We start from the raw sequence: 20,552 nt of genomic DNA on the forward strand, positions 1-20,552 counted from the left end.
TATAGCATATTTATACTATAATTATAAACAATACATTTGAAGGAGACTGCTATGAAACGAATCATTAGAGCCTGGACCAAGGCAAGCCTCATCAAACGAATCCTTATTGGAATGATTTTTGGAGCGACATTGGGGATGCTCTTTCCAAACCTTACAGGAATTGGTCTGCTTGGAGATCTCTTTGTAGGCGGACTGAAAGCTATCGCTCCTATTCTAGTTTTTGCTCTTGTTGCCAATGCCCTTTCCCAGCACCAAAAGGGGCAAAACACCAATATGAAGACGGTTATTTTCCTATACTTGCTTGGAACCTTTGCTGCTGCATTGGTGGCCGTTCTAGCTAGTTTCTTACTGCCTGTGCAAATCACCCTGACCAGTGCAAATACAGAAGTTGCTGCTCCTGACGGTATCGGTCAAGTCCTCAGCAACCTCTTGCTCAAACTGGTGGACAATCCCTTGAATGCCATTGTTGAGGCCAATTATATCGGAATTCTCTCTTGGGCAGTCATCTTTGGCTTGGCTATGAGAGAGGCAAGTAAACACAGCAAAGAATTACTGAGAACCATGGCGGATGTCACCTCTAAAATTGTCGAATGGATTATCAACTTAGCTCCCTTTGGGATTTTAGGCTTGGTGTTTAAGACCATCTCTGACAAGGGCATTGCCAGTCTGGCCAACTACGGTGTCCTCCTAGGACTCTTGATTGCTACCATGGCCTTTGTAGCTCTCATCGTCAACCCACTCATCGCCTTTCTCTTTATGAGGAAAAATCCCTATCCCCTTGTTTTGAAATGCCTACGTGTCAGTGGTATTACAGCCTTTTTCACTCGTAGCTCTGCCGCCAATATCCCTGTCAATATGAAACTCTGTCAAGACTTGGGACTGAATCCTGATACCTACTCTGTCTCCATCCCGCTTGGTTCGACTATCAATATGGCTGGCGCTGCTGTTACCATAAATGTCCTGACTCTAGCTGCTGTCAATACACTCGGAATCTCGGTAGACTTTGGGACAGCATTTGTGCTCAGTGTAGTGGCTGCCATTTCTGCCTGCGGTGCTTCCGGGATTGCTGGGGGATCCCTTCTCCTCATTCCTGTCGCTTGTAGCCTCTTTGGGATTTCCAACGACTTGGCTATGCAGGTTGTCGGAGTCGGTTTTGTGATCGGTGTCGTTCAAGACTCCTGCGAAACAGCCCTGAACTCTTCAACAGATGTCCTCTTTACAGCGGTTGCCGAGTATGCTACAAACCGAAAACTTCGCCCCTAGTCTCTGACTCCTCGTTAAACACTTGATTCTATTAGTTTAGGAAATTTTCATGTCCCTCACTCAACGTACGACCAAACTGATCTTAGCGACCTGTCTCGCTTGTTTTCTCGCTTATTTTTTAGATTTATCATCAGCAGTTTCAGCTGGAATTATCGCTCTCTTAAGCCTCTCCGACACACGCAGAAGCACGCTGAAATTAGCACGTAACCGCCTTTTTTCCATGCTCCTAGCGCTCGCTATCGGTGTTCTAGCCTTTCAGCTGACGGGCTTTCACATCTGGAGTCTGGGCCTCTATCTGGCTCTCTATGTCCCTTTAGCCTATAAAATGGGCTGGGAAATCGGCATCACACCTAGCAGTGTCTTGGTCGGTCATCTCTTGGTACAGGAGTCTACTTCTCCAGCTCTCTTGCTCAATGAAGTGCTCCTCTTTCTCATCGGGACAAGCTTTGCTCTGTTGGTCAACCTTTACATGCCCTCTCGGGAAAAGGCCATTCACAGCTATCACCTTCAGGTCGAAGAAAAGTTAAAAGACATCCTGCTTCGCTTTAAATACTATCTGTCACGAGGAGACGGACGCAATCAAGCCCAACTCGTTGACGAATTAGACAAGCTCCTCGATGAAGCTCTCAAACTGGTCTATCTGGATCATTCGGACCATCTCTTTCACCAGACGGACTACCACATCCACTACTTTGAGATGAGACAGCGACAAAGTCGCATCCTGCGAAATATGGCCCAGCAGATCAATACCTGTCATCTGGCCGCAAGTGAGAGTTTGATCTTGGCCCAGCTCTTTTCAAAGATTGCTGCCCAGCTAAGCCAGACCAATCCTGCTCATGACCTACTTGATGACATCGAACGCTATCTGCAAGTCTTCCGCAATCGGAGTCTCCCTAAAACACGTGAGGAGTTTGAAACCCGTGCTACCCTCCTGCAGCTACTACGCGAAGCCGAAACCTTTATCCAGGTCAAGGTCGATTTTTACCAGAAATATGGAAACTAGAATGCAAAGAACCTCAGAGGAAGTCCTCTGAGGTTCTTTTGTTTTGCATTTGGAAGGGAATTTTATTCCCTCACACTGTTCTCAAAAAAGAAATAGCAACTCCTAGTCGTCCATTACTCCGCCTGTAAGTTGGTACATGAGGTAAATGTGCTCCAAGACTTTTACCTTATCCATGTGGTCTACATCTTTTACGCCTCCCAAGGCCAGCAAAGGAACAAAACCGAAACACTCATCGTAGGCTAATTGACCATGTTTGGCGACCGCTTTTTTGTAGAGTGGAATATCGAAATAATCGTCTTTGAAATCTTCATCATCAACATACTCTATGAAACGGTCCATACGCTTAATCATAATATCCAAATCTTGAATATTATATTGGACAATTCCCACGTAGGTATTCTTTTCCCAAGTAATAATATCTCCAAATGCTGTTACAAACATAGGAAAAGCGACATCTCCTCTGAAATAACTATCTTGGAGAAGTTCAAGATAATCCTCTGGATTAATCACCTTCAAATAACCATCTAAAAAGGTTCCCAGACCATCCTCCTGCCAAATTTGAACCAACTCAGCTGGAACTTGATTTTTATATTTTTCAATAACATCTTTGGGCATATCTGCCACTTTTATAAAGTTTTCTAACATTTTTTCCTCCTTTTTCAGTTTATAGACAAAAATATTAGATGCTATTCCCCTCATTCGTAGAAAATCTAAAATAGGTTGCTTTCCCTCCCAAATAAGTCGGGTAGCTTTACAAAGAGGAAAAAATTTCCTCATCTTGCTCATTCAGAATCGTCTGAATATCTCCACCATTAACTACTACTAGGTAGTCCTCTGGTAGAATCAAAGATTTTATTAGTTTTGGATTCTTTTTCAATATTTCAAAAGCATACATAGCAACAAAATCATCTGTATCTTGATTTTGATAGCCAACAAACCATCCCGAATCACCTTTTCGATCAGTATCTTGTCTCTGCAAATAGTAATGTTCACACTCAAAGACACCTTTAGCCAACACTATTTTCTCATCAAATCTGATTTCAGAAACTTCAATCTTAATCTCTTTAGCTAGTGTACTTTGTTCAGACTGAATCCAAAGAGCCAAGGTCAAATCATCAGTAAACTCTTTAAAAGGATTTGTTTCATAGTTGACTGACACTATCCTAAATTGGTCCATGTTCAATTGAGCAAGTTTATATATGCTGAAACCGATTTGTATTAGCAGGCCATCTTGTATTCGTTCCTTCGAGGGCAGTACATTCACAACTTTGAGCCATTCCTCAAAAAGACCTTCAGAGAATGTCCCGTAAAAGATCAAACCATTCTTCTCTACTTTTGTATCAAGCACTTCCGTCATTTTTCAACCTCCTGAAAATTTCATTTTGTAGCTTAGTTCTAGCTTCACGCTCCAAAGCTATCATTTTTTCTCTTATCTCAGCCGGAATATCTCCTAATTTGGAATACCCCTGCCAATCACTCCAAGTTTTAGACCCTTTGGAACTATTGGTAGGTTTACCTAATCCCATAAAATTATCCTCAAGATTCAAAACCTCTACCTTATCAACATCAGATAGAGGAGCAAATCCATCCATTTCGGTAATTTCTTTCATAGAGACAATATGGTCTGCTTCGAGGGTTTCAACTGGATAACCATAAATTGGATCAAATTTTTCTCCATCAATATTATTGACATGATCGCGTATCTCTTGACTTGGTGTTTTCTTGCGAAGAGAATTATATTCTTCTTTTGAAATTCCTTTAGAAGTACTCGCTACATCATCACTATGCTTAGCCAACTGCTCGCTGGCTTCTTGGCGGAATTCTTTACTTGCTTTCTTGCCGACTTGTTCTGCCGCTTCTTTCATGCCTCGAGCGACATCATCAGATGCATTGTGGACACGGGCACCACTTTTTGTAAAGTTGTCACTAAAGTTTGCTGGCTCTACAAACCTAGTATACCATAAAACCTATAGACCAACGTTTGATAAACCAGAAAAGACCACCATTAAGGTGGTCTTTTCTCCAATTTCGTGCCTTATTTCCAATTACGAAGGTCGCATGTCAACTGGGAGCGAGGTTGGACTCACAACTGATATTGATGAGGTTAAAAATAGGAAAAACTCCCCTCCGACCCCCTAGACGAAGATAAAAAATTTATTACACTACAGAAGGTCTCATAAAATCATAAACATCTATCTGATGTTCTTCAAACAATTCCTCTAACTTCTGTGCTCCCACTTCGGCTCCATGCTTTTCTATAAATTGAAGCTCAGCTTCTGTAATCGGGATAGCTTGTAACCACGTAACATACTCTTCATCAAAATCAAAAGATTCTAAATCCCACAAGAAAGGCTGAGTGAAGAATATATGATTTACTTTCGCATTGGGATAGTAATTTCTAATAATATTTGGATAGACTGCACCTGGAGAGATGCTGTACTCTCCCCTCACAATATTAAAACCACAGTCTGCTATAATATTTGGAAAATATTCCAGCTCCGCATCAGCTGCTCCAATGATTTCAACTCTTAAAGGCTTACCATTTATTCGACGATAAATGGTATATTCTGATAAACCGATTGTTGCTGCAGTTGTTAAATAATCATCCGGACGATTCTCTCCAATGAATAAATCTAATTTGTTATCGTGATTTCTAAATGTATAGGCTTGAGGAACTCCCCCTACAGCATTTTATCGTATTTCATTTGATTCTCCTCTTAAAGTTTGCTGGCTCTACAATCCCAGTATACCATAAACCTTATGGACCAGCGTTTGATAAAAGACCACCTAAATGGTGGTCTTTTATCAAACATTCTACTTGCCATTATGTTCCTGCTGGAAATCTTCCATAGCCTTGAACAACTCAAATTCTTTTTCATTAGCTGGTTGCTTGCCGAGATACTTGTATTCAAAAAATTCTATTCTATCCGTTGGTCCAAACTCACTATCATTCCATGGTGCATAGTCAAAGTCCAAAGAGGTTTTATTCTGTTCATCCACTTTGATTGTAAAGGCGGACCACTCCTCCAGACCCTGCTCGATGAAAATCTTCTTCATCTCACCACCTAGATCAAACAATTTCATAAAATCATTGTCAAATTCGTCTTCAGAAATATTAAATAAAGATGGAATATCCATGTAATAATGATATTTTCCTTTATATTTAAAGAAAAATATCACGCCACCACTAAGCGTCTTATCTACTTCAAAATTAATATAAAGATCATCCCACTCAACTGGAATCATATCGTTGGCCTGATGCACGATTTCGATAATTTTTTCATTCATTTGTTTTTCCATTTTATCCTCCGGTTAGATGTATTTTCCCCGTCTCTAGTATCCTTTATCTGTGAATGGTACCGCTTCTTACTGATAGGTCACCAACATAAAAACGAGGAGCAATACAAACAAGGCTAGGCTAATCAAGAGGGTCACCATTTTTACCAAGCGGTTGTTCTGCCAGTAGCCTGGTTTTCCGATATTGCTAGTCGCATCCATGGAAAAGAGTTGGCTTTGGCGAGGTTGGATGAGAACCAGGACAATCAAGGCGACGGCTAGGACTATCCCTACAATCATTAAAACTTCCATCATTTTCACCTCAAGATTCCTAATAATGTAAAGATCAGGGTAAGAAGGATAAGCAAGCCGAGTAAAATGGAGAAGGTTTTACTGATCTTTTCTCCTCGGGTAGGCTTTTCTTTCTTAAGCGCTCCTTGCTTTAACTCTTCCATGCGTCCTTCGACATCCTTGTAAAATAAATCTTTTTTAGTCATGGCCTTCCCCTATTATCCTTTCCATCCTCTCTCGGTAAGTAGCCAAGTCCACATAGTTAGCATGACGACCTTGATGCCCAAGGGCTTGCCCCATCTTGTCAAGACTGCTGAGAGCTTCTTGAATCTTCGCAATCATGTCTCCAACAGCCTGCACATCAAAGAGGTGTTCTGGAGCTGTGTAAGGTCTGTTATGAGCTGTCTGATCAAAGGCTAGGATAAGCATATTGTGCTCGAAGGCTTGACGGACAGCATCCAAAAGCTCGTTTCCGTAATTGATATCTAGATAGAGATCCGACAGCTGGTAGAGTTCTCGAATCTTTTGCGGACTGGCGTTTTGATAGAGAACGACATTGGGATAGGAAAGCAAGGTCAGCAACTTGGACGACATTTCAGTCACTGCCGCGATTCGGAAGGTCACCATTGGCAAGGACTCAATCAGAGTTTCGATATGCTGGATCTGATCTGAGTTGGTAACGATCAAGGCATCTGGTCGAACGAAATTTTCTCTCTTAAATTGATAATGATAACCTAGATGGAAAAACTTGTCATGATAGGCTGGGTTGGTCAAGGCCAAGGCCTTTTCATAGGTAGCCTTATCTGGTATGAGGATCTGCTTGGCTCTCAGCTCCTCTTGCTCCAAGAGCAGCTGCATATTCCCAGGAAGACAATCATCTAGCGGTTCTTGCCAGACTAAAGTGTCCCGTCCACTCTTGTCTGGATAATGGTATGAGACCAAGAAAGAGGTTGCGAGAGTGTTAAAGAGAAGGTGGCGAGTGTCGATTCCTAAGTCTTGCAAAAAGAAAATCGTGAATTCTACTCGATTTTTAAAATGGCGCAGGGCTTGTCCGGGCAAGGTTAGGAGGATATCGCCTGTCACATGGTTTTCTAGTACAATTTCCTGTCCCTTTGCATCCTGGTACTTGGTCAGGATAGCCTGTCCATCTGCACTATAGGTGGTCTTGGCAAAGCAGGCTCCGTATCGGTTATAGTGGTCTGCTTGGTAGATGCGACCAGATAGGTCCTTCCAGTCGACTTGCTTGACCAGACGGGCCTGAGGAGCCTCCACATAGTGAATCACGCCCCTCTCCCGAGAATCCTCTAGGATATGCGCAAACTGGTTATTACCCGCAATCTCCCAAAATTCAGGTACAGCTACTTGGTTGAAATAAAGAGCTTTTCCCGACTCGTAACCTAGATAGTAGGTAAAGGGAGAAAGAATCCCATCTGGGAGAAAGCCATCTGGCTCGATCACAACCGTGACATGGGACAGGCCAGCAGCTTCTAGACTTTCATGTAAATCTCGACTTTCCTGGCCATATCGATCAAATAGTTGAATCATGCAGGACCTCCTCTATCGTTTTCTTCCACTTGTCCCTTACTTTGTCTGTTAAAAATTCTCTCGCTAGGTCATAAGATGCTGTTCGCATAGCTGGCAAATGATTTTCCTGATAGAGCTGGCAGATCTTTTCCGCGAAGGCCCTTTTAATTTCCATTTCAACATGGTCGTCTGAACTTGGAATCAAGTAGCCATTTTGACCGTCCTGGATAAAGGTTTGGTTGCCATAAGGCACATCAAAACCAATCAGGGGCAAGCCTGAACTAACTGCCTCCATCAAGGTCAGACCAAAGCCTTCACTGGTTGAGGCTGTCAGATAGACTTCGTACTGGGGATAAATCTGAGCCAGGTCTGCATGCCCCTTGAGCTGGATATAGTTCTCCGCTTGGTGAGCCGTGATGATTTCCCTTAAAAGGGATTCCTCACCCCCACTGCCATAAATGTCAAAGGTGAGCTCTGGAAGGACTTGATGCGCCTGGATAACCGCCTTGACGAGCCAGTCGATGTGTTTTTCCTTGGCCAAACGCGAAGCGGTAATGAGAGAAAAGGGCTTTCGTTCCCTAGCAGGCTCCGTCAACTGATCAATGCTCCCAACTGGAATCGTGACGATTCGTGGACGATGCTGACTGTACTGGGCAAATTGACCTTCGAGAACTTCCTTCTGCCGATCCGTAGACACGATAAAACAATCGACCTTGTCCGCATTTGTAAACTGATACTCATAGTAGTTGTTCCAAAGGAGATAGTCTTCGTTACTAGCATTTTCACTATAGTGCTCTGCGTGGACGACAACTGCTAGATGGGCCTTCTGTGCTTCTTCAAAAACAGCCTGACCAATCCCTGTTTCCCTGTCCAAGATGACCAGATCAGACTTGCTCAAGTTCAAACTTTGCATAAAATAGCGCATAAGGGCTGGCTTTCCGTACAGAATCCGGTCCTTAAATCGATAGACCTCTTCCTGGCCTTCAGTCAGCAAGATATCGTAAGCGGTGCTGCCATCTTCATTGAAAAAGCTTCGTTGATAGAGTCTAGCCACTTGGTCTTTGGGCGCGAAATATTCTGTACAGTAGCGTGTGTAGGAGAAATAATCCTTGCGAATCAAGTTCCCCCCAAATACATACTCTGCATGTTGTACTAGATTCTTAGCCGAGTCTACCAAGTAGCAGGTCACAAACTTGTCCTCGTCAGAAAAGTAGACACGCAAAATCTTGCCATCCTGCTCCCTATGACTCTCAAGGCCACCGAAAGAGGCTAAGACCTCATCAACTGTAACACTGGTCGGTGCTAGCTTGATATCTGTAAAATGATTGTAAAGCCAGATTACCTGATCATCCGCAAAGCCGATATTGGCCGTTAAGTGCTGGATATTGTCTGCTAAAATCAAGTCGGTAAAGATAAACTTAGATGCTAGGTCTAAACTTCTAAAAATCCCTGCTCGGTAGGCCTGGGCATACTCGACACCACTGCTCGCCCAACCGATCCCTAGATTTATATTGTAAATTGTCATATGATCCTCTTTTTATGGAAAATGGGTGAGAATCTCACCTTTGGGCGTTACTTCCACAATCCCCATGAGAAGATTGCGTACCATATCTGTACGGATTTGTTGCTTCATGGTTTCAAAGCCTGCATAGGCCTCCTGATAGTACTCCACGATAGGATTCTTTTGAGAAGCAGACTGGCTCCCGATTGCTAGACTGAGCTGTTGGAGGTAGTCGACTTGCTCAACCCAGTTGTCATCAATAGCCTTGAGCATGGATATTCTCAGAAAAGAGTCATAGAGCTGGTGAGGTTGGAGGACTTCCTTTTTAGCTGCGATTTCCTTGGCTATTATTTCCTCTAGTAACTCCCGAATCTGATCTGCATCAGCTAAATCCAAATCAGCTGGTAATTTTCTCATCCCAAAGCTAATATTGGTCACGATGAAGTGAAAGAGTTCTTGGGGGCTGCTATAGGCTTTTTCTGAGATTTGTTTGGTATAGTCTGCCAGTATATCCTCAAGGATATGCTCTAAATCACGGCTCCCATCCAGCAAACGATCTCTTTCTTTGTAGACCATCTGACGCTGGATATTGACGCTTTCTGCATACTCTAAGGTTTGTCTGCGTACTGAGCGACTGGCACTATCACTAGCCTCTTGGGCTTTTCTGACGAGATTGCGGTACTTGCGAGCCTTGAGTAGGATAGGTTTGCTGATATCTTCCACTTGGTAGTCTTGATACAGGTCGTGAACCCAAGACGGTCCAAACTTTTTGATCACATCATCTTCAAGCGATACGAAAAATTGAGACATGCCTGGATCGCCCTGCCGGCCGGAACGACCTCTGATTTGCAGGTCAATTCGTCGGCTCTCCATCCGCTCGGTACCAATCACAATCAAACCGCCCAATTCTGCGACTCCTGGACCGAGTTTGATATCTGTCCCTCGACCTGCCATAGAAGTCGCAACGGTCACTGCCCCCATCTGTCCAGACTCTGCGATAATCTGGGCTTCACGCGCCGCATGATTGGCATTAAGGACATTGTGAGAAATCCCCTCTCGCAAGAGCAAGGACGAATAAAGCTGGGACATTTCTACAGATCCGACAAAAATCAGGAGTGGATTGCCTTTGGCGTGGTAAGTCTTGATAGCTTCGAGAGAGGCATAGACTTTCTCAGGGAGGGTCACATAGAGATTGTCCGGATGGTCCATTCGCCTAAGTGGGCGATTGGTCGGGATACGAATGACGGCCATATTGTAGGTTTCGAAAAATTCTTTTTCTGCCACCTTTCCCGTTCCTGTCATACCTGAGATTTTTCGAAACATCTTAAAGAGACTCTGGTAGGTGATTGAAGCCATGGCTCTGGTTTCAGGAGAAAGCTTCACATGTTCCTTGGCTTCGATGGCTTGATGGAGACCGCCTTGAAGCTTGGTCATTTCCATCAAACGCCCTGTTCCCTTGTCTAACAAGACCATTTCTTGACCTCGAACCAGATAGTCCTTGTCCTTGGTAAAGAGCGTATGGGCCCTGAGAGCATAGACCAGATGTCGAACATAACTGGCGTACTCTTCCTTGTAGAGATGATCAATTCCTAAGAAAGCTTCAACCGTATGGGCCCCCTTTCGGGTCAACCAAACCTGCTCTTTTTCTTCCTTGTAGATGTAGTCTTCTCCTTCAACCAAGGTCGTCACTAGGGTATCAATCATCCCATAATAGTTAGACTGGACACGGGGAGAGCCTGCGATAATCAAGGGAGTTTGGGCACTATCGAGTAGAATGTCATCGATTTCATCAATGATGACATAGTTAAAGGGAGGCAGGAACTTTCCTTCACTAGTGGAGGCAAGATTGTCATTGAGATAGTCAAATCCTAGTACACTATTGGTCGTGTAGACAATGTCCGAGGTGTAGATCTTTCTTTTCTCTTCGGCAGTCAAGTCCTCTTTTGGATCCTCTGAAAAGGGCAGACCGACAGTTAGACCTAAAAATTGGTAGACTGGACCCATTTCACTTGCGTCCCGTCTAGCCAGATAGTCATTGGTTGTGACTAGCATGCTGCCTTTACCCGTTAAGGCATTGAGGTAGAGGGGCATGGTGGCAGTCAAGGTCTTGCCTTCACCTGTATTCATCTCAGCCACATTTCCTTGGTGGATCACGATGGCTCCCATGACTTGCACATCATAGGGAAAGAGACCCAAGATACGTTTATCCGCTTCACGAACAAGGGCATAAGCTTCTACCAATAGCTCCTCCAAGGTTTCTCCCTGGGCAAGACGCTGGCGAAACTCCTCTGTCTTTGCAGCCATTTCCTCATCACTGAGGGCTGCCATCTCTTCTTTGAGGGCATTGATTTGGCTTAAAAGTTTCTTGACCTTTCTCAGTTGTCTTTCCTGATACAAACGATTAAACACCAGCATCCTCCTCAATAGAAAACGAAACAAAGTCAAGAGCCTCAAAACCTGCACTAATTAAGGAAAGGCGATAGGTGTAGGCCGCTTCAGGATAGGTGAAGCTAAAGGAAAATTGCCTTTCAATCTTCTCCTCTATGATTTCCTCATAACGATTTAAAAAGGTCAGTTTGAGATAAAGTCCATTGACCGGTTGAACCCGCATCTTCATGGATAAGCGGTAGGTATGATTTTTCTTAAGAAGAGGGAGGCTGGGCTGGCTTCTAGTAGCCTGATAGTTGACACTAGAAAACCATGTTTTAAGGGTTTCTCCTGAAGCCAACAAAGGATTTTTCAGGGTAACGTGACCATCTGCATGATAGGTGATCTGGCTCCCATAAAGATAAGTAGCTCCCATCTCGCCCCACCTAATATCCTCTCTCTTGATGATAATCATGTCTCACCTCTTCCGTATTCTTCTAGTATCATCTTGTAAAAATGAATAAACCAGGCAACGTTTGTTCCTGTGTCATCGTTGTGTCGACCTGCTGTCCCTTTGGACAAAATCTTAGCGCCTGTCTGGCAGAGGGTCTCCACTAGCTGGTCATAGGCACCACTATCCATATCCTCGTCCTTCATGTAAGAAAGACCAAAGATCGTCTGGGAAAAATCAGCTTGTTTAAATCGGGTCCAAAAACGTTGATCCAAGTCCTTCATGTCTTTCTGGCTCACTCCTCCTGTCTGAAGGTGCAAGACATCAAAGCTAGTTGGAAAGACTCCTGGCGCCTCTAGTCGGCCCCGCTGTGCGATGGTTCCTAGATTGGTCAAGGGTTTTCCGACTACAATCCCCTTGGGTTCAAAGTGGGATCCATAGTAGAGGGCAGGGAAGGTTCCCATTGACAGGCCAGATAGGAGCAAGTCACTTCTATCCAAGCCTAGATAGTCTAGATAGTGTTGGATGGTTGCTTGAATTTTATCTTCTAATTCCTCAGTTCCTAGGTAAAAGGCTCCTCCTTCTAATCGAGGGTCCGAAAAGAGGAGAAAGGGGCATCTGAGATTCTTCATCATCCAGTAACCCTCAAAACCTTCCGCCGGACGGTAACCTGAGAAATAGACTGCTAGAGGAGGCTTGAAATCCCCCGGGTGAAAGAAATAGTTGATTTCCTCACGTTTTTTGTCATGCAGGATATTACCTCCGAGAACAAACTTTCCAAACTGTTTCCGGCTCCAGCGTTGGTGGAGATTGCCGATGTTGACCTTTCCCCGGCCACGCGCTTCAAGAGAAATGCTCAGATAAGCGTCATAGTCTTGCTCCACAATAATTGCTGAGGCAAAGTCTGCTTCCTCAAGGAGAATATCCTGACTAATCTCTGAGATAGAGCCTGCTGGGATCTTTCGCAAACGCAGGCGCAAGTCCACTGGTCCACTCTTTTCATATTCGAGCCAGAGTTCGATTGGCGAATGGGCTTGGACGGTCTGATTATAGGCCCAAGAGGCTAGCTGGGTATAGGTTTTCCCAAAATCACCTTCTAATTCCAGATGCTCAAATCCTTGATAGGAGACAGAGCCTTGAAAACTCGGGTGAATCCGTATCGTAGCTGGACTCAGCTTGTCTCCATAACCACCTTCAAAGAGGGAGGTGGAAAGGTCCCGAACAAAGCCCTGTAGGTCTGTTAGATCCATCGCCTGCATGCAGTGCTGTTTTATGAGCTTCTGAATGTTTTTATCCTGACTTACAAACGGTTCTGGATAGAAAACTGTATAGGGTTCCAAGTTATCTGTAAAAGGCAGTAAATCTCCTAGATAAGCTCCATCCGCAAGAATGACAGCATGAAAATGCTCTAGGTCATTCTCATCCATAATTTTCTGGATGGCAGACGGTGTATCGGGAGAGACATGATACCAGTCTAGTTGGGCTGGTAGGGCAAGTGTATCTCGCCAATCCTCTGGACCGATTTGCAAGATCTTATACTTCTTTTCCATGAGTCACCTCCTCCAACCACTTTTCTAGCTTGATCAGGAATTGCTCCCCAGTGTGTTCCTTTATCTTTTCAATCGAATGAATCAGGGAGTCATTCCATACTTGCAGGCTGTCGAGATAGTAATGGGCAGCTTGCGCAAAGGCCGCAATATTTTCCAACAGATAACCATTCTTCTTATGGCTGACATACTCTGTTTTGACCCTATTAATTTGAGGAATGCCGGCACTAATACCCGCTATCTGGGTATAGAGGAGAGGTTGTCTGTTCAAATCGACAATCAGACGAACAAATTCCAACTGCTTGATCAGTTCTGACTCATCCTTCATATTGACAAATGAATAGCGCATGGCCTGGTGACGATTGTCCTCAAGCGGATTTTCAGCTCCTTGGTAATCAACTTCCTTCTCTAGCTCCTGACTTTGAAACTGGTCGGCAATCATCTCTGCAACTCGTGTTTCCAGCTGCTTCATTTCTTCTTGACTAGCAGCAAAGGCCCCAAAGACCAGCTCTGTATCCTTATTTTCAGAAAGGAAATGCAAGACCTGATAGAGACCTTGGTCGTCTATCCCCTGCTCAAAGTCAAGTTGGTAGTAGAGGAGCGACTCTTTTCGAGTCTGGCTCTTTCCCAGTTCCAATCGAGTATCAAAAGGCGATAAATGATGGAACTTCTCTGCTTGTTCTGGAAAGTCGGATTGAGCCAAACGCAGGGTGTCCTCCCTGTCAACCAGAACAAGGTCCACCTTCGGCAACAAATCAGCCAACTGAGGTAGTTGCTCTTGGGGATTTCGTCCGATAAAAAGGCTGAGAACCTTGGTGCTTTGGCGAGGTAATCGATCTAAAAGAAAAGCATTGTGCTGGTCACACGCAGGCAGAAAATAGGTCGCTTCTTCCTCGGGAAGGTGAGCTATTTTCTTCTCAAAAAACTCAGCAATCAATTCGCCCATATCTCGGTAAGCCTCTTTTTGGAAGCGAAAAGCAAAGATAGGATTGACCTCGATACGGCCCCCATCTTGCAAGTACTCTCTAAACTGCCACAGTCCCTTGGGATTGAGGTAGTCTTGGTAGATAGCCTGACCATCTTGGTAGTAAATGACACTGGAGACCAGCCCCCTATCATCCATCAGGTAGTTGGCAGACAAGAGCCCATCTTCCTTGAAATACTGAATCGTACTGATAAAACCTTCAATCCCATGCTCCACCTGGGCATAGGGCTTTCCATTTCTCAAAACTAAAATGGTAAAGGGACTGTAAACAAACTCGCACTCCTCTTCCCACTCAATATCTCTGACCTGCAAGACCTGCGATCGAATCTCGTGAAAATCCTGTAATTCATCAAATAAGGAATAAACCTGTGCTTCTAAAATACCTTGGCGATGGAGAAAATAGCGAAGATGAGGCTGATAGGACAAAAGGAGGACCTGTGCAGGAATCCCTTGGCATTGCATCAAGCGAATCTGATTAAAGGTGTCATCAAATTCTAGCTTAAAATGAGAAAAATACCAAGGTGTCAAATCAGCATGCCAGGGACGCTCCTTGCCATACCAAGCCGGGATAAAGTAATACATCAAAACCTCCTAGAATAGTGGCCGATACCTTTCATTTAATCTGAGCGCCTGCAGTTCGTCGTGAATCGTAAAGAGCATGCCACTCAAAATTAAAAAGAGTCCAGGAATCATGCTGACTTTTAACAGACTCTCATCCTTCAAGACAAACAAGATTGGAAGTCCAGCCAAGGTAACGTTAAAGACTGCACCTATCAGAGCAAAGCGGAGAACCAAACGGTTGATAAAGCGACTGGTATCCTCACCGGGATAGACTCCGTAGATGTAATCTCCTGATTGTTTCATCCGATCTGCGATCTGTTGACCACTCACATTGACAAAGGCAAAGGCAATGCTAAAGACAAAGAGGATAAGGATATAAGCGTATATCCACAAGGGTTTCCCCATCGCATACTGCTCCAGTATGGCAGGGTAGAGAGGATTACCCTTATCCAGATGTTGAAGCAAGAGCAAGAGATAAGAAGGCAAGCCCATGAGACTCATCACATACATATAAGGCATGCCACCAGCAGGATTGAGCATGATTTCCAGATAGGAATAGCGTTTAAAGCGAGAATGGAGCCCGATTTTATTGATAGGGATGCGGTATCGCGCTCGGTAAAAGAGAACGACTAGATAGGTAAAGAGGACACCAAGCACTACCAACAGGAAAAGCAACCAAGGGGATACCTTGTACACTTGAACCGATTGGATGATATCTTGTGGGAGTGATATCACCATACTGGCCAATAAAATAACGATCGGGCCTCCAACTCCGATAGACGCATTGATGTCTGACAGCCAAACTAAGAAGAAGGTCCCCGCAACCAAAAGGCTGGTATTGAGGAGAAAGACCAAGAAGGGATTGTAGGGGGCTTGGACAGGGAGGTTTGTCGTCAAGGCCAAGGCCTGAATCAAGGCAATCCCTAACGTCAAGTACATTTTCCGTCTATCTTGGACTTCTGAAGAAACCGAGTTTAAGCCCAGCTTCTTCGAAAAGGAAAACATCTGCCACAAGATCATAGCTGACATCCAAGGTGAAAGCCCGATGGAAAAGAGAGAGAGGCTGCGAAGATTTCCACCAGTCAGGGCTACTGAAAAGTCCAGATAGGCTGCGCCTCCTCCGAGAAAATTCCGGCTATTGAGGTCAACAAAGGGAAGAGCCAGACGACTCCCGAGCACATAAATAAAGAGCAAAAACAGGGTGTGCATCCCTTTTTTTACTGCTATCGATGAACGAAATTCTTTCACTAGCTCCTCCTTTTCTTTTTTATCTTTCCGTCCTGTCACACGGGACCAATCCAGCCTTTTTATCTTAGCATCTTCAAACCTCTATCTCAGTTTTCGTGAGTTTTCTCGTCCAGATAAGCCTTCAGAGCAGCCACCATTTCTTCTGGTCTTTCTGCTGAGAAAATACCCGCATAGGCACTTTCAGCTAGTTCCTGGGACTGGGTATTGTCAAAAGTCAAGATTGGTTTCTCAAAGCGTGAAATATAGTCATAAACAACACTCAACTTGTCATCGTGGTTAATATCAAGATAGACATCTGTCTGCTGGATTAGCTTCTCAACCAAGAGGGGGAAGGTGTTGGGATAGAGGGTCACATTTTCAAAACGTGACAAGAGCATGAGTTCCGGTGCCATCGTCGTATAGGCTGCAATGTAGAAATGCAACTCTGGCAAGGCTTGAACCAGATAGTCGATTTTCTCAAGATGCCAGGAGTTAGTCAAATTAACACAAGACATAACTGGCTGATAGACTGTGACTGGATAGTCAATTCCAGCCTGACGCCATTTTTCAGTAATGGCAGACCACTCCATCAGATGATAGTGCCACCAAACCTCACGCAAACGCCCAACCGAATGAGTGTTCCAAGGTTTGTCTTGGGATAGGAAATGCAAGATGGCTGGCAGAGGCTCTAGGGGAATCTGGAAGATAAATTCATGTCCATGTGAGGCAGCCCCACTGTCAAAACCAATCTGGAAATTATAGTTCTGATCCAGAGGAGCATAGCTGTCATGAAAGAGCATATTGAGGATGGACTGGTCTCCCTCACTGACATGTTGGTGTTCCCGCTCCGTCAACTCAACTAGCTCTTGTCTCACAGCTTCTGCCCGCCATTTTTTGTTATTGATCAAGAGTACACCTGCATTAAAGCCAACCCCAACTCCAAAACAAGATGGCGCGGCAGCCAGGTAGTTTTCTCCTAAGTCCATTTCAAAGAGAGCCATCAAATCAGCTGTCACTACCAAATCACTGTCCAAGTAAAGAACCTTGTCCTCTTCGACAAAATCAGGGATAAAGTAACGGGCAAAGGTCATGTGATTGATATGGGGCAGTTTGTTGCTCCAGTTCATCTGAAACTGGGCGCCAAGCATCTTGACATCCACTAATTCACCGCCCATTTGCTCTACTATCGGTCTGAGAGCGCGGAACCACTCCTGAGGAATATCCTGATTAAAGATATAGACCTTGACATGGCTATTATGGTAGCAGAGAGACTTGAGCGCTGTTTCAATCTGGCGAATATAGGCATAATCTCCTGCGAGAACAATTGTTTTTTTCATTTAGTTTCCTTCAGTTTACAACGACTGCTTCTTTGATTCCAAAAGCGTGCGGATAGACTCGATCATTTGATCTACGGCTGCTGGTGAGTAAACGTGACTGTAACCACTCGAGTCATGACTAGTGGTCTCAAAAGCAAATATAGGGATTTCTCTTTGCTGTACCTCTTGGATAATGTTTGCAATTTCATCCTCATGATTGATGTCCAAGTAAAAGTCAATCTTTTCCAAGACCTTTTTGACATTCATGGGATTAAAGTAAGGATAGAGTCGTACATTCAGATACGATTGCAAGTTCATGATTTCCGGCGCAAAATTGGTATGAGCTAGGATAGAGAACTCTACATCGGGCAATTCTTGGATCAGGTGTTCGATTCTCTCTATGTGACATGTATTGGTAAAAATAGCGGTCGCATACTGGGGAGTTTGAACTAAAGATGCCAATCCTTTATGGAAATCACATTTTTTCATGACGATATCAGGCCACTCTAGTCCGTAGTAAAACCACCAGTCCTCCCTAAAACGATTGAGGTTGATTTGGTACCAAGGCTTGTCCCCTGTATAATGGATAATCTTGGCTGTCTTCTCAGTAGCAAGAGAGTCCCTATACCAAGAATCCATCTGGTAATTTCGAGCCACTGTATCCATACCAACCATAAAATTATAGGTAGCTGGCAGCGATTTCCAACGACCTTCAAAAAGGTGATTTAACACGCCCTGATCACCAAAAACTTGGTCATGCAGTTGGTCTGTCAAGCTCAACAAGTGCTCCGTCACCTTTTCTTGACGCCAGAGGGCCACATTAATCAGCAAGACACCAGAATTAAAAGTGCTAGGAACTAGAGCATCTGCTACAGCAGCTACCGGCCAGTCCACCATATCTTCTAAAAAGAGTTGATCTAGGTTTGATCTAACGATGATATCCGAATCCAGGTACAAGGCTAGGTCTTCGCTGACATACTGAGGAATAAAATAACGAAAGTAAGCCGCGTAACTTAGATGAGCCAAGGGAAGATGATACTCCTTTAAGCCATGATGACTAATCTTGACATTGACGATTTTTGAGGCTAGAGGCTCTAGACGTCTCTCCATGAGCTGAAACCATTCAGATGGCAAATCATCATTGAAAACATAAAAAGTCACTGCTCGGTTATGGGCACAGATTGACTTGATTGTTGTCTCAATCTTGTCCATATATGCATTATCACCACCGAGTACAATGGCTTTTTGAAGCTCTTTTTTCATTTCGTCCCCTTTTCTTTTCACATTCTTTTGGCTACTTTTCTACTACTGTAGTTCTGATTTTTTCGATGATTATCTCACCTTCCTATTATACCTTTTCCCCTAGTTTATTTCAAACTCGAAAGAGGATTTTCCCCTTCTCACATATAGAAAAAACCTTTGAAAAATCATGTTTTCAAAGGTTTTCCATTTTACTATTTATTCATTGATTTTTATATCTTATCAATGACTTTCTTGATCGTCATTCTGATCCTTCTTGGCAAGAAGACCGATACCTGTCACAGCTGTCAATGCTCCCAATAAAGCAGATGCTATCGAAGTCGACGCTCCTGTATTTGGCAAGACTTGTTTCGGCTTGCTTGAAGCGAATTGACCTTGGCTTGCAATGCTGGCCATTGAGAGAGAAGTGCTTGTTGAAGTAGATGCCAGAGCACTTGCTGACGCAGATCTACTAATAGAATCTGAAGTCGAGAGACTAGCGCTAATCGACGTTGACTCGCTCGCTGACATGCTTGCTGAAATCGAAGCACTTTCTAGAGTCGATTCACTGGCTAACATGCTAGCTGAGAGTGATGCGCTCGTTGAAGTAGATTCGCTCACTGATGTACTTACTGAGATCGAGGCACTTGTTAGAGCCGATTCACTGGCTAATACGCTAGCTGAGAGTGATGCGCTCGTTGAAGTAGATTCGCTCAATGAAGTACTTGTTGAGATCGAAGCACTTTCCAACGCCAACTCGTCCGCTAGCATACTTGCAGAAGTTGAAGTACTTGTTGAAGCGGATTCGCTGGCGCTCACTGACACAGATTGGCTTGAGCTTACAGATGCTGACTCACTGGCGCTAGCTGAAGCTGATTGACTTGAGCTTACTGAAGCTGACTCACTTGCGCTTACAGATGCAGACTGATTAGCACTTACTGAAGCCGATTCACTTGAGCTTACTGAAGCAGACTGGCTGGCGCTCGCTGAGGCTGATTGGCTAGCACTCACTGAGGCAGACTGACTTGAGCTCGCTGATGCAGATTCACTTGCACTTACTGAGGCTGATTGACTCGAGCTTACCGATGCAGATTCGCTTGAACTTACTGAGGCTGACTCACTTGCACTCAATGATGCTGATTGACTCGAACTTGCGGATGCTGACTCACTTGAGCTTGCCGAAGCTGATTGACTCGAGCTTACTGAGGCGGATTCGCTTGCGCTTACTGAGGTTGATTGGCTTGAGCTTACCGACGCCGATTGGCTAGCACTCACCGATACAGATTGGCTGGAGCTTACTGAGGCGGACTGGCTTGAGCTTGCTGACGCAGATTGACTCGAGCTGACTGATGCGGATTGGCTTGCGCTAACTGAAGCGGATTGGCTTGAACTTACTGATGCGGACTGACTCGAGCTTACAGACGCAGACTGACTGGCGCTCACTGACGCTGATTGGCTAGCACTCGCTGAAGCTGATTGGCTCGAGCTTACAGATGCAGACTGACTGGCACTCACTGAAGCGGATTGACTAGCACTTACTGATGTTGATTCACTTGCGCTGGCTGAAGCGGACTCACTTGCGCTTACTGAAGCGGATTGACTCGAGCTTACAGACGCAGACTGACTGGCGCTCACTGACGCTGATTGGCTAGCGCTCGCTGATGCCGATTCGCTTGAACTTACTGAAGCTGACTGGCTAGCACTCGCTGAAACTGATTGGCTCGAACTTACAGATGCAGACTGACTGGCACTTACTGATGCTGATTGGCTGGAGCTTGCAGATGCAGACTGACTGGCACTCACTGAAGCGGATTGACTAGCACTTACTGATGCTGATTCACTTGCGCTCGCTGAAGCTGATTGACTCGAACTTACAGATGCAGACTCACTCGAACTTACTGAGGCAGACTGACTTGCGCTCACTGAAGCGGATTGGCTCGCGCTCACTGAAGCAGATTCGCTGGAGCTTACAGACGCTGATTGACTCGAGCTTACTGATGC

18 protein-coding genes and 1 pseudogene are annotated in these 20,552 nt (G+C 44.6%); 2 read left to right on the forward strand and 17 right to left on the reverse strand.

Going from position 1 to position 20,552, the window contains the following annotated elements; all coding sequences use genetic code 11:
• Positions 1–51 precede the first annotated feature (51 nt).
• Both sstT and GMD6S_RS03835 read left to right on the forward strand, forming a co-directional pair.
• On the forward strand, positions 52–1,263 hold the full coding sequence (gene sstT, locus GMD6S_RS03830) for a serine/threonine transporter SstT (protein ID WP_000821319.1): 1,212 nt from the start codon (positions 52–54) through the stop codon (positions 1,261–1,263).
• A 49-nt stretch (positions 1,264–1,312) separates the two neighbouring features.
• The gene (locus tag GMD6S_RS03835) at positions 1,313–2,266 is read left to right on the forward strand and encodes an aromatic acid exporter family protein (protein ID WP_000060054.1); all 954 of its coding nucleotides are present in this window, start codon (positions 1,313–1,315) and stop codon (positions 2,264–2,266) included.
• 102 nt (positions 2,267–2,368) lie between these two features.
• Here GMD6S_RS03835 and GMD6S_RS03840 read toward each other — a convergent pair whose 3' ends face one another.
• From GMD6S_RS03840 to GMD6S_RS12020, 17 genes and pseudogenes are all read right to left on the reverse strand, one after another.
• Positions 2,369–2,911 carry a T6SS immunity protein Tdi1 domain-containing protein gene (locus tag GMD6S_RS03840; RefSeq protein ID WP_000892204.1) on the reverse strand — a complete coding sequence of 181 codons (543 nt, stop codon included), beginning with the start codon at positions 2,909–2,911 and terminating at the stop codon, positions 2,369–2,371.
• Positions 2,912–3,017: 106 nt separating this feature from the next.
• The gene (locus tag GMD6S_RS03845) at positions 3,018–3,623 is read right to left on the reverse strand and encodes an immunity protein Imm33 domain-containing protein (protein WP_000141227.1); all 606 of its coding nucleotides are present in this window, start codon (positions 3,621–3,623) and stop codon (positions 3,018–3,020) included.
• Entirely contained in the window at positions 3,607–4,131 is a 525-nt protein-coding gene (locus GMD6S_RS03850; RefSeq protein WP_000656482.1) for a hypothetical protein, read from the reverse strand. The genes GMD6S_RS03845 and GMD6S_RS03850 overlap by 17 nt, the downstream gene beginning before the upstream one ends.
• Before the next feature lie 292 nt (positions 4,132–4,423).
• A pseudogene (locus tag GMD6S_RS12125) lies at positions 4,424–4,897 on the reverse strand (suppressor of fused domain protein); the annotation flags it as partial.
• Between the two features lie 183 nt (positions 4,898–5,080).
• Positions 5,081–5,566, reverse strand: coding sequence for an immunity protein YezG family protein (locus tag GMD6S_RS03860; protein ID WP_000414878.1), 486 nt, complete (start codon positions 5,564–5,566; stop codon positions 5,081–5,083).
• 66 nt (positions 5,567–5,632) lie between these two features.
• Positions 5,633–5,854: an accessory Sec system protein Asp5 gene (gene asp5 / locus GMD6S_RS03865; RefSeq protein WP_000453438.1), complete on the reverse strand. Its 222-nt coding sequence runs from the start codon at positions 5,852–5,854 to the stop codon at positions 5,633–5,635.
• A gap of 5 nt (positions 5,855–5,859) precedes the next feature.
• Positions 5,860–6,039: an accessory Sec system protein Asp4 gene (gene asp4, locus GMD6S_RS03870; protein ID WP_000161925.1), complete on the reverse strand. Its 180-nt coding sequence runs from the start codon at positions 6,037–6,039 to the stop codon at positions 5,860–5,862.
• A complete protein-coding gene (gene gtfB, locus GMD6S_RS03875; protein ID WP_000615318.1) occupies positions 6,032–7,378 on the reverse strand; it encodes an accessory Sec system glycosylation chaperone GtfB in 1,347 nt (448 codons plus the stop codon). Before gtfB ends, asp4 begins: the two co-directional genes overlap by 8 nt.
• Positions 7,362–8,882 (reverse strand): accessory Sec system glycosyltransferase GtfA, encoded by a 1,521-nt coding sequence (gtfA, locus tag GMD6S_RS03880; protein WP_000158436.1) that lies wholly within the window; start codon positions 8,880–8,882, stop codon positions 7,362–7,364. The genes gtfB and gtfA overlap by 17 nt, the downstream gene beginning before the upstream one ends.
• 12 nt (positions 8,883–8,894) lie before the next feature.
• Positions 8,895–11,267 carry an accessory Sec system translocase SecA2 gene (gene secA2, locus GMD6S_RS03885; protein ID WP_000483304.1) on the reverse strand — a complete coding sequence of 791 codons (2,373 nt, stop codon included), beginning with the start codon at positions 11,265–11,267 and terminating at the stop codon, positions 8,895–8,897.
• Positions 11,260–11,700 carry an accessory Sec system protein Asp3 gene (gene asp3, locus GMD6S_RS03890; protein ID WP_000583896.1) on the reverse strand — a complete coding sequence of 147 codons (441 nt, stop codon included), beginning with the start codon at positions 11,698–11,700 and terminating at the stop codon, positions 11,260–11,262. Before asp3 ends, secA2 begins: the two co-directional genes overlap by 8 nt.
• Positions 11,697–13,226 carry an accessory Sec system protein Asp2 gene (asp2, locus tag GMD6S_RS03895; RefSeq protein ID WP_000412874.1) on the reverse strand — a complete coding sequence of 510 codons (1,530 nt, stop codon included), beginning with the start codon at positions 13,224–13,226 and terminating at the stop codon, positions 11,697–11,699. The genes asp3 and asp2 overlap by 4 nt, the downstream gene beginning before the upstream one ends.
• A complete protein-coding gene (gene asp1 / locus GMD6S_RS03900) occupies positions 13,210–14,790 on the reverse strand; it encodes an accessory Sec system protein Asp1 (RefSeq protein WP_000291139.1) in 1,581 nt (526 codons plus the stop codon). Before asp1 ends, asp2 begins: the two co-directional genes overlap by 17 nt.
• 9 nt (positions 14,791–14,799) lie before the next feature.
• Positions 14,800–16,017, reverse strand: a complete 1,218-nt coding sequence (gene secY2 / locus GMD6S_RS03905) for an accessory Sec system protein translocase subunit SecY2 (RefSeq protein ID WP_000657779.1) — start codon at positions 16,015–16,017, stop codon at positions 14,800–14,802.
• Positions 16,018–16,103: 86 nt separating this feature from the next.
• Positions 16,104–17,333 carry a glycosyltransferase gene (locus tag GMD6S_RS03910; protein WP_000751399.1) on the reverse strand — a complete coding sequence of 410 codons (1,230 nt, stop codon included), beginning with the start codon at positions 17,331–17,333 and terminating at the stop codon, positions 16,104–16,106.
• 15 nt (positions 17,334–17,348) lie between these two features.
• Positions 17,349–18,575, reverse strand: coding sequence for a glycosyltransferase (locus GMD6S_RS03915; RefSeq protein WP_000711910.1), 1,227 nt, complete (start codon positions 18,573–18,575; stop codon positions 17,349–17,351).
• Positions 18,576–18,794: 219 nt separating this feature from the next.
• A partial coding sequence (locus tag GMD6S_RS12020) for an LPXTG cell wall anchor domain-containing protein (RefSeq protein ID WP_000851967.1) occupies positions 18,795–20,552 on the reverse strand: 1,758 nt, incomplete at its 5' end.

Source organism: Streptococcus sp. GMD6S, assembly GCF_000297015.1.

Bases quoted from the DNA above. Each gene is read 5' to 3' on its own strand.
- gtfB (WP_000615318.1), bottom strand. From the start codon at position 7,378: ATGATTCAACTATTTGATCGATATGGCCAGGAAAGTCGAGATTTACAT.
- GMD6S_RS03835 (WP_000060054.1), top strand. From the start codon at position 1,313: ATGTCCCTCACTCAACGTACGACCAAACTGATCTTAGCGACCTGTCTC.
- asp4 (WP_000161925.1), bottom strand. From the start codon at position 6,039: ATGACTAAAAAAGATTTATTTTACAAGGATGTCGAAGGACGCATGGAA.
- gtfA (WP_000158436.1), bottom strand. From the start codon at position 8,882: ATGACAATTTACAATATAAATCTAGGGATCGGTTGGGCGAGCAGTGGT.
- GMD6S_RS03840 (WP_000892204.1), bottom strand. From the start codon at position 2,911: ATGTTAGAAAACTTTATAAAAGTGGCAGATATGCCCAAAGATGTTATT.
- sstT (WP_000821319.1), top strand. From the start codon at position 52: ATGAAACGAATCATTAGAGCCTGGACCAAGGCAAGCCTCATCAAACGA.
- asp1 (WP_000291139.1), bottom strand. From the start codon at position 14,790: ATGTATTACTTTATCCCGGCTTGGTATGGCAAGGAGCGTCCCTGGCAT.
- asp5 (WP_000453438.1), bottom strand. From the start codon at position 5,854: ATGGAAGTTTTAATGATTGTAGGGATAGTCCTAGCCGTCGCCTTGATT.
- GMD6S_RS03850 (WP_000656482.1), bottom strand. From the start codon at position 4,131: ATGAAAGAAGCGGCAGAACAAGTCGGCAAGAAAGCAAGTAAAGAATTC.
- asp3 (WP_000583896.1), bottom strand. From the start codon at position 11,700: ATGATTATCATCAAGAGAGAGGATATTAGGTGGGGCGAGATGGGAGCT.
- GMD6S_RS03845 (WP_000141227.1), bottom strand. From the start codon at position 3,623: ATGACGGAAGTGCTTGATACAAAAGTAGAGAAGAATGGTTTGATCTTT.
- GMD6S_RS03910 (WP_000751399.1), bottom strand. From the start codon at position 17,333: ATGAAAAAAACAATTGTTCTCGCAGGAGATTATGCCTATATTCGCCAG.
- GMD6S_RS03860 (WP_000414878.1), bottom strand. From the start codon at position 5,566: ATGGAAAAACAAATGAATGAAAAAATTATCGAAATCGTGCATCAGGCC.
- GMD6S_RS03915 (WP_000711910.1), bottom strand. From the start codon at position 18,575: ATGAAAAAAGAGCTTCAAAAAGCCATTGTACTCGGTGGTGATAATGCA.
- asp2 (WP_000412874.1), bottom strand. From the start codon at position 13,226: ATGGAAAAGAAGTATAAGATCTTGCAAATCGGTCCAGAGGATTGGCGA.